This window comes from Streptomyces sp. ASQP_92 (assembly GCF_025399895.1).
In the GTDB taxonomy this organism is placed as follows: domain Bacteria; phylum Actinomycetota; class Actinomycetes; order Streptomycetales; family Streptomycetaceae; genus Streptomyces.
In genome coordinates, this window is sequence record NZ_JAODUA010000013.1 from 1 (window position 1) to 14,466 (window position 14,466).

Genomic DNA, 14,466 nt, shown 5'->3' on the forward strand with positions numbered 1-14,466 from the left:
GGGGGATGGGGCGGGTCGGGGGCATGGGGTGACCTCCACGTGGACGAAAACCTGACGGTACGTCAGCTAACCCCACCTGGCCATACCCCGTCACCCTGGCCGGCCCCCGAGGCACGTTCCCCACCCACCCGTGACGGGGGTTGAATGCCCCCGGCCCTCCTGGGGCTCCGCCCCAGACCCCGAAGCACCTTTGCCCACCCACCCGCCCGTGACCCGGGGTTGGCTGGTTCGGGCCTTCCTGGGGCTCCGCCCCAGACCCCGTATCGCGCCTGAACGGCGCTCGTCCTCAAACGCCGGACGGGCTGAAATGCCCGATGCAGGCCAGCACCAACACCGCTAAGGGGCGCGGGGAACTGCGCGACCAGCCCCGCACGGCCCGCAAGCCAAAAGCGGGTTTGGGGGCGCGGGGAACTGCGCAAAAGGCCACGCACGGCCCGCAGCCGAAGACGGGTTTCGGGGCGCGGGGAACTGCGCGAGAAGCGGGCACGGTCCGCGGACCAAAGGGGTTGGGGCCGCGGGGAACCGCGCGAGAAGCGACCGCCATCCGCGGACGCAAAGGGGGTTGGGGGCGCCGCGGGGAACTGTGCAGAAATCGTGCCGGCCGCAGGGGCGCCGCCCCCAGCGCGAGGGGCCGGGGCGCGGCAGGGCCGCAGGGGGGCGGGACGGGGGCACCGGTCACGCCGCGGGAGGCGGCACCGTACAGAGGGGCGATTCCGCCGAGGGGTGACCACCCCTCGGCGGCCCGCGTTGGCCAGACCATGAGCCTGCTCTATTCGTCCGCACCCGGCCGAGGACGGCGTCGACGCGTGACGCCCCCACCCCCACCCACCCCCGCCGCGACCCCAGAGGAATCGGTTCTGCAGTACGCCGACGCCGATCCGCCCATCTATCAGTCCCTGCTGCGCCACTGGGCGAGCAGGGGGCGGACCCTGCCGGGGCACCGGGACCAGGAGTGGGCCCGGATCGTGTCGGCCCCGGTGTGGCCGGGGCGGGGGCCGACGGGGGTCAGCGCGTCTCCGGACCCGCGAGGTGGCGGGCGATGACCATGCGCTGGATCTGGTTGGTGCCCTCGACGATCTGAAGGACCTTCGCCTCGCGCATGAAGCGCTCGACGGGGAAGTCCGCGGTGTAGCCGTAGCCGCCCAGGACCTGGACCGCGTCCGTGGTCACCTTCATCGCCGCGTCCGTACAGAACAGCTTGGCCATCGCGGCCTGGCGGGAGAAGGGGCGTCCGGCGTCGCGGAGCCGGGCCGCGGCCAGGTAGAGCGCGCGGCCCGCCTCGATCTGGGTCGCCATGTCCGCGAGCATGAAGCGCAGGCCCTGGAAGTCGGCGATGGGCCGGCCGAACTGCCGGCGGCCGGTGGCGTAGGCGAGCGCCTCGTCGAGGGCGGCCTGGGCGACGCCGATGGCGCAGGCCGCGATGCCCAGTCGGCCGGAGTCGAGGGCGGAGAGGGCGATCGCGAAGCCCTGGCCCTCCTCGCCGATGCGGCGGGCGTCGGGGACGCGTACGCCGTCGAAGTGGAGCTGGGCGGTGGGCGAGCCCTTCATGCCCATCTTCTTCTCGGGGGCGGCCGGGCTCAGCCCCGCCGCGTCGCCCGGCACGAGGAAGGCCGTGATGCCGCGGGCGCCCTCACCGCCGGTGCGGGCCAGGACGGTGTAGAAGTCGGCGACCCCGCCGTGGGTGATCCAGGCCTTGGTGCCGGTGATGACCCAGTCCGAGCCGTCCCGCACGGCCTTGGTGCGCAGCGAGGCGGCGTCCGAACCCGAGGCGGGCTCCGAGAGGCAGTACGCGCCGAGCAGGCCGCCGCCGAGCATGGCGGGCAGGTGCTCGGCCCGCTGTTCCTTGGTGCCGTAGCCCGCGAGCGCGTGGCAGGCCAGCGAGTGGACGCTCACGCCGAGGCCGACCGTGAGGCGGGCCGACGCGAGCTCTTCGAGCACCTGGAGGTAGACCGCGTAGGGCTGGTCGCCCCCGCCGAACTCGGAGTCGTAGGGAAGGCCGAGGAGGCCGGATTCGGAGAGCAGGGTGAAGATCTCGCGCGGGAAGTGCCCGGCGTCCTCCTGCTCTGCGGCCCGAGGCGCGATCTCCCGCTGGACGATGTCGCGCACCAGCGTGACAAGGTCCCGGGCCTCTTCGGTGGGCAGCTCTCGTTCCACCGGCTGTGGGGCACGGTCGGGCATGGCGCGCTCTCCTCCCTGTCGGGCGCTACGACGGACGCACGCGCAGGGTGTGGCGGCGCCGCCGGTGACTCTGCTCTACGGCCGATGCCTTCCCTTCCGGGTCACGGAAGTAGCAGGCGGGTGGCCGTGGCGCTGTGAGTATGCCCGATCGGACGCGTCCCGTCACTGGCCCCAAGATCACGATTTCCCCGGGCCGCGACGGGCACCGGGCGGGACCCCGCGCCGGAGTTGAGCACTCCGGAATTGGTCCGAACCATTGACCGCACTGGTCTAGTCCTTCTAGCGTTCCCTTCGGCGCCTTAGTGCGTTCATGTCAAAGAAGACGTCACAGCGGTCGTGCCCAGCCCCCTCTCTCCCCTCCCCACGAGGAGATCACGATGCTCGGACCCCGTCCTTCACTCCCCCACGCTCCCGGCTCCGGCCGGGCCGGGCGCGCCCCCGGCCGCGTCAAGGCCCTGGTCGCCGCCGCGTGTACCGCCGCGCTCGGCGTGACCCTGCTCGCCGGCGCGGGCAGCGCCACCGCCTCCCCCGAACGTGCGGCCCCGGCCCCGCAGGCGGCCGCGGCCGGTTCCCGGGTCGTCGGATACTTCACCGACTGGGGCGTCTACCAGCGCAATTACCACGTCAAGAACATCGAGACGTCCGGCTCGGCGAGCAAGCTCACCCACATCAACTACGCGTTCGGCAACGTCACCGGCGGCAAGTGCGCCATCGGTGACGCCTACGCCGACTACCAGAAGACGTACGACGCCGCCTCCAGCGTGGACGGCACCGCCGACACCTGGGACCAGCCGGTCGCGGGCAGCATCAACCAGCTGCGCGAGCTCAAGAAGAAGCACCCCGGGCTCAAAGTGCTCTGGTCGTTCGGGGGTTGGACCTGGTCGGGCGGCTTCGCCGAGGCCGCGAAGAACCCGGCCGCGTTCGCCTCCTCCTGCTACGGCCTGGTCAAGGACCCGCGCTGGGCGGACGTCTTCGACGGCATCGACATCGACTGGGAGTACCCCAACGCCTGCGGCCTGTCCTGCGACACCAGCGGGCGCGCGGCCTTCAAGAACCTTCTGGCGGCGCTGCGTTCGAAGTTCGGCGGGTCCAGCCTGGTCACCGCCGCCATCACCGCCGACGCGTCGGCGGGTGGCAAGATGGACGCCACCGACTACGCGGGCGCGGCGAGTTACGTCGACTGGTACAACCCGATGACGTACGACTTCTTCGGCGCCTGGGCCGCCAAGGGCCCGACCGCCCCGCACTCCCCGCTGACCTCCTACAGCGGCATCCCCACGCAGGGCTTCACCACCGACGCGGCCATCCAGAAGCTGAAGGGCCTCGGCATCCCGCCGAACAAGCTCCTGCTGGGCATCGGGTTCTACGGGCGCGGCTGGACCGGCGTGACCCAGAAGGCGCCCGGCGGCACCGCGACGGGGCCCGCGGCGGGCACGTACGAGCAGGGCATCGAGGACTACAAGGTGCTCAAGACCAAGTGCCCCGCCAACGGCACGGTCGCCGGCACCGCGTACGCCTACTGCGGTACCGACTGGTGGAGCTACGACACCCCCTCCACCATCGCCGGGAAGATGACCTACAAGAACAACCAGGGGCTCGGCGGCACCTTCGTGTGGGAGCTCAGCGGCGACACCACCAACGGTGAGCTCATCAAGTCCATTCACTAGCACGGGAGTTGGACCGAGGGGGCGGACGGCCGTGACCGTTCGCCCCCTCGGCACGTCTAGGACGGCTCCGGCGAGGGGCAGGACGGCTCGAACTCCTCGATGGTGTCCAGGGTGCGCCGCAGCATCCGCACCAGCAGCTCGCGCACGGTGTCGCGGGAGGGCTCCAGGGTGCCCAGCCAGTCCAGGGTGACGCTCTCCACGCTGCCCAGCCAGCCGAGCAGCGCCAGGCGCGCGAGGACCGGGATGTCCCGGGTGCCGTAGGCGCCTTCGGCGAGGGTGGCGATCAGTTCCTGGCGGACCGCGTCCCGGATCGCCTGCACCTGGGTGTCGAAGCCGACCCCGCCGGTCACGATCGTGCGGTACGCCGCCTGGTGGTGTTCGGCGTAGCGGAGGTAGCCGTCGATGGTGCGGTGGACGCGTTCGGCGCGGGGCAGGTCGGTGTCGCTCCCTGCGCGGGACACCAGATCGGCGACGGAGTCCTCGACGATGGCCAGGTAGTAGCCCCGTTTGGACTTGAAGTAGTAGTAGATCAGCCCCTTGGCGACTCCGGCGTGCTTGGCGATGTCGTCCATCGACAGCGCGTCATAGGAGGTGTCGGCGAACAACTTCCGGCCGGTTGCGATGAGTTCGGAGCGACGGACCTGGGATCTCTCGGTCGTACCGCCCTGTTGACTATTATTCAAATTCGGCCCTACTCTCCAACTGCCACAGGATGCCCGCAGAGTATGGCAGACCTGTCCGCACGCCCCCCCTGCACCGCCTCTTCGAAGCTTCGCCGTCTCGTACGGGAGGATCAAGTGAGCGCAGCCGCACGGCCGTTGGCCGAGGGAAGAACAGCCTGGAAGAAGACGGCGATCGTCGCACTGCCGGCGGTCGTCGCGGTCGGGATCATGGCCAATGTGATGGCCGAGGGCGCGCTCGCCGCGTCGTTCGCGGTCTCCGGGACCAGTTTCCAGGTCGCGTCGGGGAAGCTGACCAGCTCGGGGCTCTCCTCGTTCGTCCAGACGGACAAGTCGGTCGACGGGAAGGGCCACCCGGTGGCGCTGCTCGGCATCGGCGACGCGAAGCTCAGCGACATCTGCCAGTCCGCCGAGGTGGGCACCCCCGTCGGCACCGTCGTGTTCAAGTTGACGGCGGGCGGCGACGCGGGCGAGGTGACGGCCAGCAACCTGGTCATCGACGGCGAGGACCTGGTCGGCGATGCCCGGTTCGGCACGGCCGAGATCGGGCGGGACGCCTCAACTCTGGACGCCGTCAAGGGAGTTCAGGGCGAAAAGGGCAAGTTCGGGCTTCAGGCCGGGGACATCGAGGTCGCCGGTGTGCGCTCGCACGCCTGGTCGGCGACCGGCGGCAACTTCCGGCTGAAGGGGATGAAGGTCGATGTGAGCCTCGGCGGCAAGAAGTGCTTCTGAGACGGCTCGGCCTGCTGCGGATCCCTCGCACCGGCGCGACCACCCCCACGCCCCGGCCGCCGGTGCGAGTGCAGGGCGCCCCCCGGGCACCCGAGCCCACCGCCCCCCGGCCGGACGCCACGGAGGACCGCGCCTCCTGGGGCGGGCCCGCCGGGGGCGGGAGCCGGGTGCGGTCCGGGTGGCTGGATGAGCGGCTGCCGCTGCCCGAGGCGCGGCGCTCGTTCCGCGGCTGGCGGCGGACCCGGCCGTTCTGGGCGGGCCTGTTCCTCCTGCTCGGCGGCGTCGAACTGCTGGTGGTGCCGCTGTCGCCCCTGACCATCCTGGTCAGCCTCGGACTCGGCGGCATCGCGGCGATCGGGATCGGTCTCGCGCTGGTGGTCGCCGGGCTCTTCCTCTGGTTCCTGCCGCACACCCGGCACTATGTGTCCATCAACGCGCTGATCCTGTCGGTGCTCTCGTTCGCGGCCACCAACCTGGGCGGGTTCCTGATCGGGATGGCCCTGGGCATCACGGGCAGCGCGATGGGCTTCGGCTGGACGCCGAAGGAGGAGACGGGCCCACGGGTGGGGAACGTCCGCACCCAGCGCACCCTGGCCGCCGCCCTGCCGGTCGCCCTGCTCGTCACGCTCGGCGGGCGCCCCGTCGAGCAGCCGCCCGGGCCCGGCCCGGTGACCGTCGCCCCGGCCGTCCCGCCCACGGTCACCACGACCCGGTTCTCGCCCCACGGCTTCCTGCTGGCGGGTGTGACGACCGTGCCGACCGCGCGCGGCCCCCTCAAGGCGATGGTCCTCAGGATGACCTCGGCCTCGCTCACCGACTACCGGCTGCGCACCCGGGACGGCCACGACGAACTCGCCCTCGGCGCACGCTCGTTGGACCTCAGCGGACGGGTGACGCTCTATCTCACCAAGTTCAGCGGCTGCCTCGAAGGGCTGATCTGCGTCACCTTCGACCCCAACACCCTTCCGGTGCCGCCGATCGTCCCGCCGTTCGTCTTCATGACCGATGTGACGGCCGAACAGGCCCTGGTCACCTCGGACTCGATCGCCGCGAACGGGCTGACCCTGGGGGCCTCGTGATCCAGATCCAGGCCGCGCTCTTCTGGGCGTACGCGACCGGCGCGACCTTCGCCCTCTCCGCGGCCCGCCAACTCCAGTGGTGGCAGCGCTCGGTGCACGAGGAGGGCGTCCGCACCCGCAGCCGGGCGGCCAACCCCTATCTGCTGCTGACCCTGCTGTTCGCGGCCGTACTCCTGGTGCCCACCGGCCTGTTCATGATGTGGCGCAACCCCTCGTGGGCCACCATGCAGGTCGCCGGGGACCACCGCGGCATCTGGGCCGGGTTCGTGCTGTTCTACGCGGGCGGGATCGTCGTGGCCACCCTGCTCGGCTTCGTCGTGGCGCAGTCGCTGGTCCTCGTCGGGGCGGGCTACTGGGCGTATCTCCAGTGCGTGGGCGGGCACTTCCTGCTGTTCGGGGTGCTCGTGCACGGCTGGGACGGGAACGGTTACCGGCGGCTGCTCACCACGAACCGGGCGGCCCTGCGGGAGTGGCCCAAGGACAGCGTGGTCAACGACCTGCTGCGTTTTGTGACGTCGGGGACGTTCCTGGCGCTGCTCGTCCTCGGGGCCGCCGTGATCGGCACCCTGGTGGTGACGGAGATCGGCTGGCTGATGGAGGGCTGGGCGCTGCCGGGCGCGGACGAGGACCGGAAGGTGGCGCGGGTCCTCGCGGTCGCCGTCGCCGCGGCCGGGGTCTACGGGCTGCCCTTCGCCGGCGCCGTCACCGCGAGCCTGCTCATGCGCCTGCTGGGCCCGGCGCCGGGGCTCGCGCTCTTCGCCGTCCTGGCGGGCGCCGTGCTGCTCGCCCGGCGCTCACCGGTGCGGGCGCTGTACGCGGTCGTGGGCATCCCGGCACGGCACTGGACGGCGCTCTGAGCCCAGCCGCCCTACAGCAGGCCGGTCTGGGTGACCAGCATCGCGATGACCACGACGAGGGTCCAGCCCAGGACGTGCTCGAGGATCTTGGGGCCGGTGTCCTTGGGGCCGCCGGTGCGGGCGCGGAGCTCGGCCAGGGCGCGGGGGTCGTCGAGCGTGGTGGCAGGCAGGGTCATGTGAACTCACTCGGTCGTGTGGCGGTGCACGGTCCCCCCGGTGACCGTTCCACAGTGCCAGCGGACCGGGCCCCCGGGGTAGAGACGTTCATCACTGCCCGGGGGCGCAGGCCGCCCTCTCAGCGGATGCCGACGGCCGCGAGGGCCTTGCGCTGCCTGGGCGAGGGGTGTGCGGGCCAGTACAGGTAGCAGATGCCCCCTGTGCCGGACGCCACGTTTCCGCTCGCGTTGTGGCGCTTGGTGCGCAGCCAGATGTTCTCGAACTCGCGCCGCCGGTAGACACGGCGTACGGCCGCGTCATCGGGCGATGCCGGGTCGTGGGCGATCACGTCGCCGTCCTCGGTGAAGCCGGTCACGGTCATCAGGTGACCCGAGGTCCCGTAGCCCGCGCCGGTCAGCTCGGACGCCAGGAAGGACTGGGACGTTATGGCCGGGATGCCGGCCCGGACCAGCGTCTCCACGTCGTTCAGCGAGCGCAGCCTGGTCACCACGGCGCTCAGGTCCCGGTAGGTGGCGGCGTAGGCGGCGTTGAAGGGCCAGTTGCCGCAGCCCTTGTACTGGTGGTCGTACGTCTGACGGGCGGCCTGGCAGACCTGTGGGTCGGCATAGGAGGGGTCGACCCACGCGAGGTCGGCCGGGTCCGGCTTCCGCCCCCAGTGCTCGATGATCATCTGCGAGGAGGTGGGACTGCACCAGGCCTCGCCGCCGTTGTCGTACTGCGGGTACTGCCCCTTGTGGATCTCCTGCGAGTAGCTCGGCACCTCCAGCTCGCCCGCGTAGGTGGGGGTCGAGGCGTCCACCGTGAAGCGGTCGGGGATGTCGGAGGCCATCGCGCCGAGCCGCCACACGGTCGGCGTGAGCCGGCTGCCGGGCGGGCGGTGGAGGGTGACCCGCAGCCGGTAGGAGGCGAGGCGGGCACCGCCGGCCGGGGCGTCGATGGCGAAGGTGTCCGTCGAGATGGAGCTCCTGCCGTCGCCCTGGCCGTCGACGGAGGTGCGCCGGATGTCGCTCTCGCCGTCGCCCGCCGTCCAGCGGCCCATGACGTACGCCGGGGTGGGGGTCCCGTCGCCGTAGGTGCCGAGCAGTTCGATCTGGATCCAGGTGCCGGCCGGGGTGTGCGCGTTCCAGTGGGCGACGGCCTCGGTGGCGGGCACCGCGCAGCGGTGCTCGGGCGAGGTCCAGCTCGCGTACTCCCAGGTGGTGGTCGTCCCGGTGTGCGGGTCGGTGTAGACGGTGGTTCCGGCGGGGTGGGCGATGACGATGCCGGGGCGCGGGCCCCCTTCGGCGCGCACCCCGTTCGCGGAGCCGGAGCGCCACTGGGCGTACGAGGTCCAGGCCTGGTTGTCCACGAGCTGCTGGCCCTGCTTGGGTCGGGAGGCGGCGCCCGCGGCGGCCGCCGGTCCGCCGGACGCGGTCACGACGGCACCGGCCGCGACGGCGACGGCCGCGGCGAGGACGGTTCTGCGGGGGGTGGAGCTGGTCACGGTGAGGACCCCCAGTCGGTCACGGATGGGGTGGCGAGTGCACGACAGCGGGCCAACTATCGCGGGTGAGGACCCCCTTCGGCCAGTGATTCGGCACGCGCCCCGCCGCCAATATTGGTCTCGTCCACTGGCATGACCTGGGCGGGGGCCGCCGCATCCGGGTAGTCCGGCCGCGACCGTGGCCGCGCGGCGGCACGGTGCCGCCGCGCGCGTCGTCACCGGGTACGGTCGAACCCCTCCCCCGGGCCCGGCCCGGGGCCATCCCCCGCACCACCAGGCAGGACGCGATGACCAGCACGCCCTCCTCCGGCGCCGCCGTGGACCAACTGGCCGCCCTGGTACGGAAGTTGCCGCCGTCCTGCGGGCCGGTGCGGCTGGTCGCGGTGGACGGGCACGCGGGTTCCGGCAAGTCCACGTTCGCGGGCCGCCTGGCGGGGGCCCTGGGCGGGGCGCCGGTGCTGCACCTGGACGATCTGGCCACCCATGAGGAGTTCTTCGGCTGGACGCGGCGACTCCGTCTCCAGGTGCTCGATCCACTGGGGCGCGGCGAGACGGCCCGGTACGACCCGTACGACTGGGAGCTGCGGCGCTTCGGGGCCCCGCGCGCCCTGGAGCCGGCGCCGGTGGTCCTCGTCGAGGGCGTCGGCGCCGGCCGCCGGGCGCTGCGCCCCGCGCTCGCCCTGGTCATCTGGATGGAACTCGACGCGGCGGACTCCTGGGTACGGGGCCGGCACCGGGACGGGAGGGGACTTTCCGCCTTCTGGGACGACTGGACGGAGGCGGAGATACGCCATTTCGCCGAGGACCCGTCGAGACCTTTCGCCGACGCCCTGGTGCGCCAGGTGCCAGAGGGGTACGAGTGGCTCCCGGGGCCCAGTGCGACAGCCCGTACGACCCATTCGCTCACTGAGCGTGACGACCTCACCCCACCGCCCTGAACCGTCGCAAAACAGCCCCTGAAGTGCTTCAACTCCGCTTGACCCGGGGGCCATACAGGTCTTACGTTCTCAATGTGCGGCTTTCCGAAGCCGCCGCGGACGCGAAGCCCCCGGTTGTTCCCCCGTGATCGGGGGCTTCGTTCTGCCTTTTCTCCCCCTTTGAGCCCGTCACCCAGGGCGTTCCGCTCACCCTCGGTCACCATCGGTGCTCCTCCCCGGCCCCCTTCGGCAGCGGCCTTTCCGCAGGTACGATGCACATCGGTGCGGTCAACTCCCGTCAATTCCGTTGTGTGAATGGGCGGTTCAGCACGGGGCACGGTGTGGGGGACGTGATGGACTTCGGCACTACGGGCGCACACGCCCCGGCCGATCTCGCCTGGCTGCGCGGTGTGGACGCGTACACCATGGGCGCGTATCCGCAGGCCGGGGAGGAGTTCCGCACCGCGGTGCGGCTCGACCCCGCCATGGCGGACGGCTGGCTCGGGCTCCACGCCCTGCGCGTGGACACCACGACCGCGCTGCTGCGCATGTACCGCCATCGCGAACGCTTCGGCGAACAGCGGGCGGCCCACCGCAGGACCCTCAACTCCTGGTACTGGCTGGGCTGGTGGGTGCAACCCGTCCTGGAGAGCCCGCGCGATCTCCTGCTCGCCCATGCCTCGCACTGGCTGGACGGCCGCCATGTCCCGGAGCTGGACCGGGCGTTGGCGGGGCTGCCGCCCGTCGACGCCGATCCGCAGGTGCGCTTCCTGCATGCCTGCCGTGCCTATCTGGTCAAGGACTGGGACCAACTGGTGCGCCACACGGAGCCGTTGGTCGACGATCCCCTGCTCGGCATCGAGGCCGGCCTGTTCGCCGGGATGGCGCGGGTGCGCCTGGAGATGTTCGGCCAGGCCGAGCCGCTGCTCTCGGCCGCCCTGATGCGCTGCCGCAGCGAGCAGCCCCAGCGCAAGGAGTTGCGCTACTGGCTGGCCCGCGCCCACGAGGGCACCGGGCGCTCGGCCGCTGCGCTGCCCCTGTACCGGGCCGTGCACCGGGTCGACCCGGCGTTCATGGACACCTCGGCACGGCTCACCGCCATCACCGAGAACGACGGGTACGAGGGCTCCGACGACTCCGGCGACCTCGCCGCGGTCGCCCTGACCGGCTTCGGCGACACGGTGGAGGCGGAGGCCGAGTCCGCGCTCGGGCCCGATCCGGCCGAGGGGCGGGAGCTGCGGCTCGGCGGCGAACCACAACCGCCGCTCGCCGGGCCCCCGGCGCGCGACGGCGCCCGGGACAAGCCCGGCGTTCCCGCGCAGCCCGCTCCCCCGGCCTTCCCGGCCGGCCCCACCGACTCCGTCCTGCTCGCCGAGGCCTTGGCCCAGCTGGAACGGATGGTGGGGCTCGAACCGGTCAAGCGTCAGGTCAAGGCGCTGTCCGCGCAGCTCAACATGGCGCGGCTCAGGGCCAGTCAGGGGTTACCGGTCCAGCCGCCGAAACGTCACTTTGTCTTCTCCGGCCCCTCGGGCACCGGGAAGACCACCGTGGCCCGCATCCTGGGCCGGGTGTTCTACGCGCTCGGCCTGCTCGGCGGCGACCATCTGGTGGAGGCCCAACGGGCGGACCTGGTGGGCGAGTTCCTCGGCCAGACGGCCGTCAAGGCCAATGAGCTGATCGACTCGGCGCTCGGCGGGGTCCTCTTCGTGGACGAGGCGTACTCGCTCTCCAACTCCGGTTACAGCAAGGGCGACGCGTACGGGGACGAGGCACTCCAGGTGCTCCTCAAACGCGCCGAGGACAACCGGGACCACCTGGTGGTCATCCTGGCCGGCTACCCCGAGGGCATGGACCGGCTGCTCGCCACCAACCCGGGCCTGTCCTCCCGCTTCACCACCCGCGTCGACTTCCCCTCCTACCGCCCCCTGGAGCTGACCTCGATCGGCGAGGTGCTCGCCGCCGAGAACGGCGACGCCTGGGACGAGGAGGCGCTGGAGGAGCTGCGCTCGATCAGCGGTCATGTCGTCGACCAGGGCTGGATCGACGAGCTGGGCAACGGCCGCTTCCTACGCACCCTGTACGAGAAGAGCTGCGCCTACCGGGATTTGAGGCTGTCGATGTATCCGACGACGCCGACCCGCGACGACCTGGCCACCCTGCGCCTGCCGGATCTGATGCAGGCGTACGGCGAGGTCCTGTCGGGTCGCGGCCCCACGCGCCGCGACCCCCAGGAACCGCTCTAGCTATCCGGCCAGCGCCTGCTGGGCCTGTTCGCCGCGCTGCTCGGCGAGGCGGGCCGGCGGGGCCGGCTCCTCGCGGTGGGCGGGGTCGCGGACCTCGCCCACCAGCTTTTCGAGGACGTCCTCCAGGGCGACCAAGCCGAGTACCCGGCCCGAGCCGTCGGTGACCTGGGCCAGGTGGGTGGCCGCGCGGCGCATCACCGTCAGGGCGTCGTCCAGGGGCAGTTCGGCCCGCAGGGTGATGAGCGGACGCCACAGCTGCTGGGGCACCGCGCGCTCCCGCTCCTCCACGTCGAGGACGTCCTTGACGTGCAGGAACCCCATGAAGGCACCGTAGGCGCCACCCTCCGCGCACACCGGGAAGCGGGAGTAGCCGGTGCGTACCGTCAGCTCCTCCAGCTCCCGGGGGGTCACCGAGCAGCCGACCGTCACCAGCGAGGCCCGGTCGAGCAGGACGTCGGTTACCGGCAGGCTGCCCAGTTCCAGGGCGTCCTCCAGGCGCTCCTGGGCCTCGGGTTCCAGGAGCCCGGCCTGGCCGGAGTCCTCGACGAGGCGGCCGAGCTGGACGCTGGTGAAGACGGCCTCCACCTCGTCCTTCGGCTCGACCCGGAACAGCTTCAGGACGAGCCGCGCACAGGCTCCGAGCGCGACGGTCACCGGCTTGCAGACCCGGGCGAAGGCGACCAGGCCCGGGCTGAACCAGAGCGCGGTCCTCTCGGGCGCGGCCATCGCCAGGTTCTTGGGCACCATCTCGCCGATGACCAGGTGCAGCGAGACCACCAGGGCGAGCGCGATCACATAGCCGAGCGGGTGGACGAGCCCCCCGGGGATCCGGGCCACCTCGAAGAGGGGCTCCAGGAGCCGGGCCACGGTCGGCTCGGCGACCGCGCCGAGCGTCAACGAACAGACGGTGATGCCGAATTGGGCCGCGGCCATCATCTGCGGCAGGTTCTCCAGGCCGTGCAGCACCTGGCGGGCCCGCTTGGACGTCGCGGCCAGCGGCTCGATCTGGCTGCGGCGCACCGAGACGAGTGCGAACTCGGCCCCGACGAAGAACCCGTTGGCGAGCACCAGCAGCAGCGCGAAGAGGAGTTGGAGCACGCTCATCGGACCGCCTCCGCCACCGGTGCGTCGGCCGCCCGCACGAAGCGGACCCGCTCCGCGCGGTACCGCTCGACGCGGCGGACCTGGATGCGCCAGCCGGGCAGTTCGACGCGGTCGCCGGGGACCGGGATGCGGCCCAGCAGATCCGCGACGAGGCCGGCGACGGTCTCGTACGGGCCCTCCGGCGCGTCCAGGCCTATCCGGCCGAGGGAGAGGACCCGGCAGCTGCCGTCGGCCTCCCAGGCGGGCCTGCCGTCCTCGCCCGCCACCACGGCCAGCTCGGGGCGGGCGGCGTCCGCGCCGTCGTGCTCGTCGCGGACCTCGCCGACGAGCTCCTCGATGATGTCCTCCAGGGTGACCACGCCGGCCGTGCCCCCGTACTCGTCAACGACGACGGCTATCGGCTGTTCGCTGCGCAGCCGACCCAGAAGCTGCTGCACGGGCAGTGTCTGGGGGACGAGCAGCGGTGGCACGGCGATCAGACCGACCGCGGTGCGCAGCCGCTCGGCCGGCCGCACCGCGAGCGCGTCCTTGAGGTGGACCATGCCGACGACCTCGTCGATGCGCTCCCGGTAGACCGGGAAGCGGGAAAGCCCGGTGGCCCGGGTGAGGTTGAGGACGTCGGCGGCGGTCGCCGTGGTCTGGAGCGCGCTGACCTTGACGCGCGGGGTCATCACGTTCTCGGCCGTGAGGTGGCCGAGCGAGAGGGTCCGTACGAAGAGGTCGGCGGTGTCCTGTTCCAGGGTTCCGGCCCGCGCCGAGTGCTTGACCAGCGAGACCAGCTCACCGGGGGTGCGGGCGGAGGCCAGCTCGTCGGCGGGCTCCACGCCGAGCGCCCGCACCAGGCGGTTGGCGACGGTGTTGAGCAGCGCGATGACCGGCCGGAACAGCCGCGAGAAGCGGTCCTGCGGCCCGGCCACGAAACGGGCGACCTGGAGCGGCTTGGAGACCGCCCAGTTCTTCGGTACGAGTTCGCCGACCACCATCTGGACGGCGGCGGCGAGCAGCATGCCGAGCACGACGCCGATGCCGGAGACGGCGCCGGCCGGGAGGCCGGTGGCGCCGATCGGGCCCTCGAGCAGATCGGCGAGGGCGGGCTCGGCGAGCATGCCCACGACGAGCGAGGTGATGGTGATGCCGAGCTGGGTGCCGGAGAGCTGGAAGGACAGCTCGCGCAGGGCGCGCACCACGGCGCCGGCCCTGCGGTCGCCCTCGGCGGCGGCCCGTTCGGCGTCCGGCCGGTCGACGGTGACCAGGCCGAACTCGGCCGCCACGAAGAAGCCGTTGGCGAGGATCAGAAGGAATGCCGCGACGAGCGGCACAAGCGTGATGGTCATGCCGCCGCCTCCTGG

General features: G+C 72.1%; 12 protein-coding genes. 6 read left to right on the forward strand and 6 right to left on the reverse strand.

What is annotated here, in order from left to right; translation table 11 throughout:
• Nucleotides 1-1,005: 1,005 nt before the first annotated feature.
• Nucleotides 1,006-2,178 carry an acyl-CoA dehydrogenase family protein gene (locus tag N4G70_RS24480; RefSeq protein WP_261714870.1) on the reverse strand — a complete coding sequence of 391 codons (1,173 nt, stop codon included), beginning with the start codon at nt 2,176-2,178 and terminating at the stop codon, nt 1,006-1,008.
• 377 nt (nt 2,179-2,555) lie between these two features.
• Here N4G70_RS24480 and N4G70_RS24485 point away from each other — a divergent pair, with 377 nt between their 5' ends.
• The gene (locus tag N4G70_RS24485) at nt 2,556-3,845 is read left to right on the forward strand and encodes a glycoside hydrolase family 18 protein (protein ID WP_261714871.1); all 1,290 of its coding nucleotides are present in this window, start codon (nt 2,556-2,558) and stop codon (nt 3,843-3,845) included.
• A gap of 56 nt (nt 3,846-3,901) precedes the next feature.
• Here N4G70_RS24485 and N4G70_RS24490 read toward each other — a convergent pair whose 3' ends face one another.
• Nucleotides 3,902-4,528, reverse strand: a complete 627-nt coding sequence (locus tag N4G70_RS24490) for a TetR/AcrR family transcriptional regulator (RefSeq protein ID WP_261714872.1) — start codon at nt 4,526-4,528, stop codon at nt 3,902-3,904.
• Nucleotides 4,529-4,642: 114 nt separating this feature from the next.
• Between N4G70_RS24490 and N4G70_RS24495 the strand changes: the two genes are divergently transcribed.
• Genes N4G70_RS24495 through N4G70_RS24505 form a run of 3 tightly spaced genes read left to right on the forward strand, consistent with a single transcriptional unit; the run spans nt 4,643 to nt 7,193 of the window.
• Complete coding sequence (locus N4G70_RS24495) at nt 4,643-5,257, forward strand: DUF6230 family protein (protein WP_261714873.1); 615 nt, start codon at nt 4,643-4,645, stop codon at nt 5,255-5,257.
• Nucleotides 5,248-6,336, forward strand: coding sequence for a DUF6114 domain-containing protein (locus tag N4G70_RS24500; protein WP_315904288.1), 1,089 nt, complete (start codon nt 5,248-5,250; stop codon nt 6,334-6,336). The genes N4G70_RS24495 and N4G70_RS24500 overlap by 10 nt, the downstream gene beginning before the upstream one ends.
• Nucleotides 6,333-7,193: a hypothetical protein gene (locus N4G70_RS24505; RefSeq protein WP_261714874.1), complete on the forward strand. Its 861-nt coding sequence runs from the start codon at nt 6,333-6,335 to the stop codon at nt 7,191-7,193. Before N4G70_RS24500 ends, N4G70_RS24505 begins: the two co-directional genes overlap by 4 nt.
• An 11-nt stretch (nt 7,194-7,204) precedes the next feature.
• Here the strand turns inward: N4G70_RS24505 and N4G70_RS24510 are convergent, their stop codons facing one another.
• A complete protein-coding gene (locus tag N4G70_RS24510; RefSeq protein ID WP_261714875.1) occupies nt 7,205-7,369 on the reverse strand; it encodes an SCO1431 family membrane protein in 165 nt (54 codons plus the stop codon).
• Between the two features lie 119 nt (nt 7,370-7,488).
• Entirely contained in the window at nt 7,489-8,853 is a 1,365-nt protein-coding gene (locus N4G70_RS24515) for a C39 family peptidase (RefSeq protein ID WP_261714876.1), read from the reverse strand.
• Between the two features lie 287 nt (nt 8,854-9,140).
• On the opposite strand from N4G70_RS24515, the gene N4G70_RS24520 reads away from it, so the two are divergent.
• Both N4G70_RS24520 and N4G70_RS24525 read left to right on the forward strand, forming a co-directional pair.
• A complete protein-coding gene (locus N4G70_RS24520; RefSeq protein WP_261714877.1) occupies nt 9,141-9,791 on the forward strand; it encodes a uridine kinase in 651 nt (216 codons plus the stop codon).
• A 332-nt stretch (nt 9,792-10,123) separates the two neighbouring features.
• A complete protein-coding gene (locus N4G70_RS24525) occupies nt 10,124-12,013 on the forward strand; it encodes an AAA family ATPase (protein WP_261714878.1) in 1,890 nt (629 codons plus the stop codon).
• On the opposite strand, the gene N4G70_RS24530 is transcribed toward N4G70_RS24525, so the two are convergent.
• The gene (locus tag N4G70_RS24530; RefSeq protein ID WP_261714879.1) at nt 12,014-13,117 is read right to left on the reverse strand and encodes a hemolysin family protein; all 1,104 of its coding nucleotides are present in this window, start codon (nt 13,115-13,117) and stop codon (nt 12,014-12,016) included.
• Complete coding sequence (locus N4G70_RS24535) at nt 13,114-14,451, reverse strand: hemolysin family protein (protein WP_261714880.1); 1,338 nt, start codon at nt 14,449-14,451, stop codon at nt 13,114-13,116. Before N4G70_RS24535 ends, N4G70_RS24530 begins: the two co-directional genes overlap by 4 nt.
• Nucleotides 14,452-14,466: the final 15 nt, after the last annotated feature.

What these genes read in the sequence shown, in the direction of transcription:
- N4G70_RS24480 (WP_261714870.1), bottom strand. Translation starts at nt 2,178, where the DNA reads ATGCCCGACCGTGCCCCACAGCCGGTGGAACGAGAGCTGCCCACCGAA.
- N4G70_RS24485 (WP_261714871.1), top strand. Translation starts at nt 2,556, where the DNA reads ATGCTCGGACCCCGTCCTTCACTCCCCCACGCTCCCGGCTCCGGCCGG.
- N4G70_RS24510 (WP_261714875.1), bottom strand. Translation starts at nt 7,369, where the DNA reads ATGACCCTGCCTGCCACCACGCTCGACGACCCCCGCGCCCTGGCCGAG.
- N4G70_RS24520 (WP_261714877.1), top strand. Translation starts at nt 9,141, where the DNA reads ATGACCAGCACGCCCTCCTCCGGCGCCGCCGTGGACCAACTGGCCGCC.
- N4G70_RS24525 (WP_261714878.1), top strand. Translation starts at nt 10,124, where the DNA reads ATGGACTTCGGCACTACGGGCGCACACGCCCCGGCCGATCTCGCCTGG.
- N4G70_RS24530 (WP_261714879.1), bottom strand. Translation starts at nt 13,117, where the DNA reads ATGAGCGTGCTCCAACTCCTCTTCGCGCTGCTGCTGGTGCTCGCCAAC.
- N4G70_RS24535 (WP_261714880.1), bottom strand. Translation starts at nt 14,451, where the DNA reads ATGACCATCACGCTTGTGCCGCTCGTCGCGGCATTCCTTCTGATCCTC.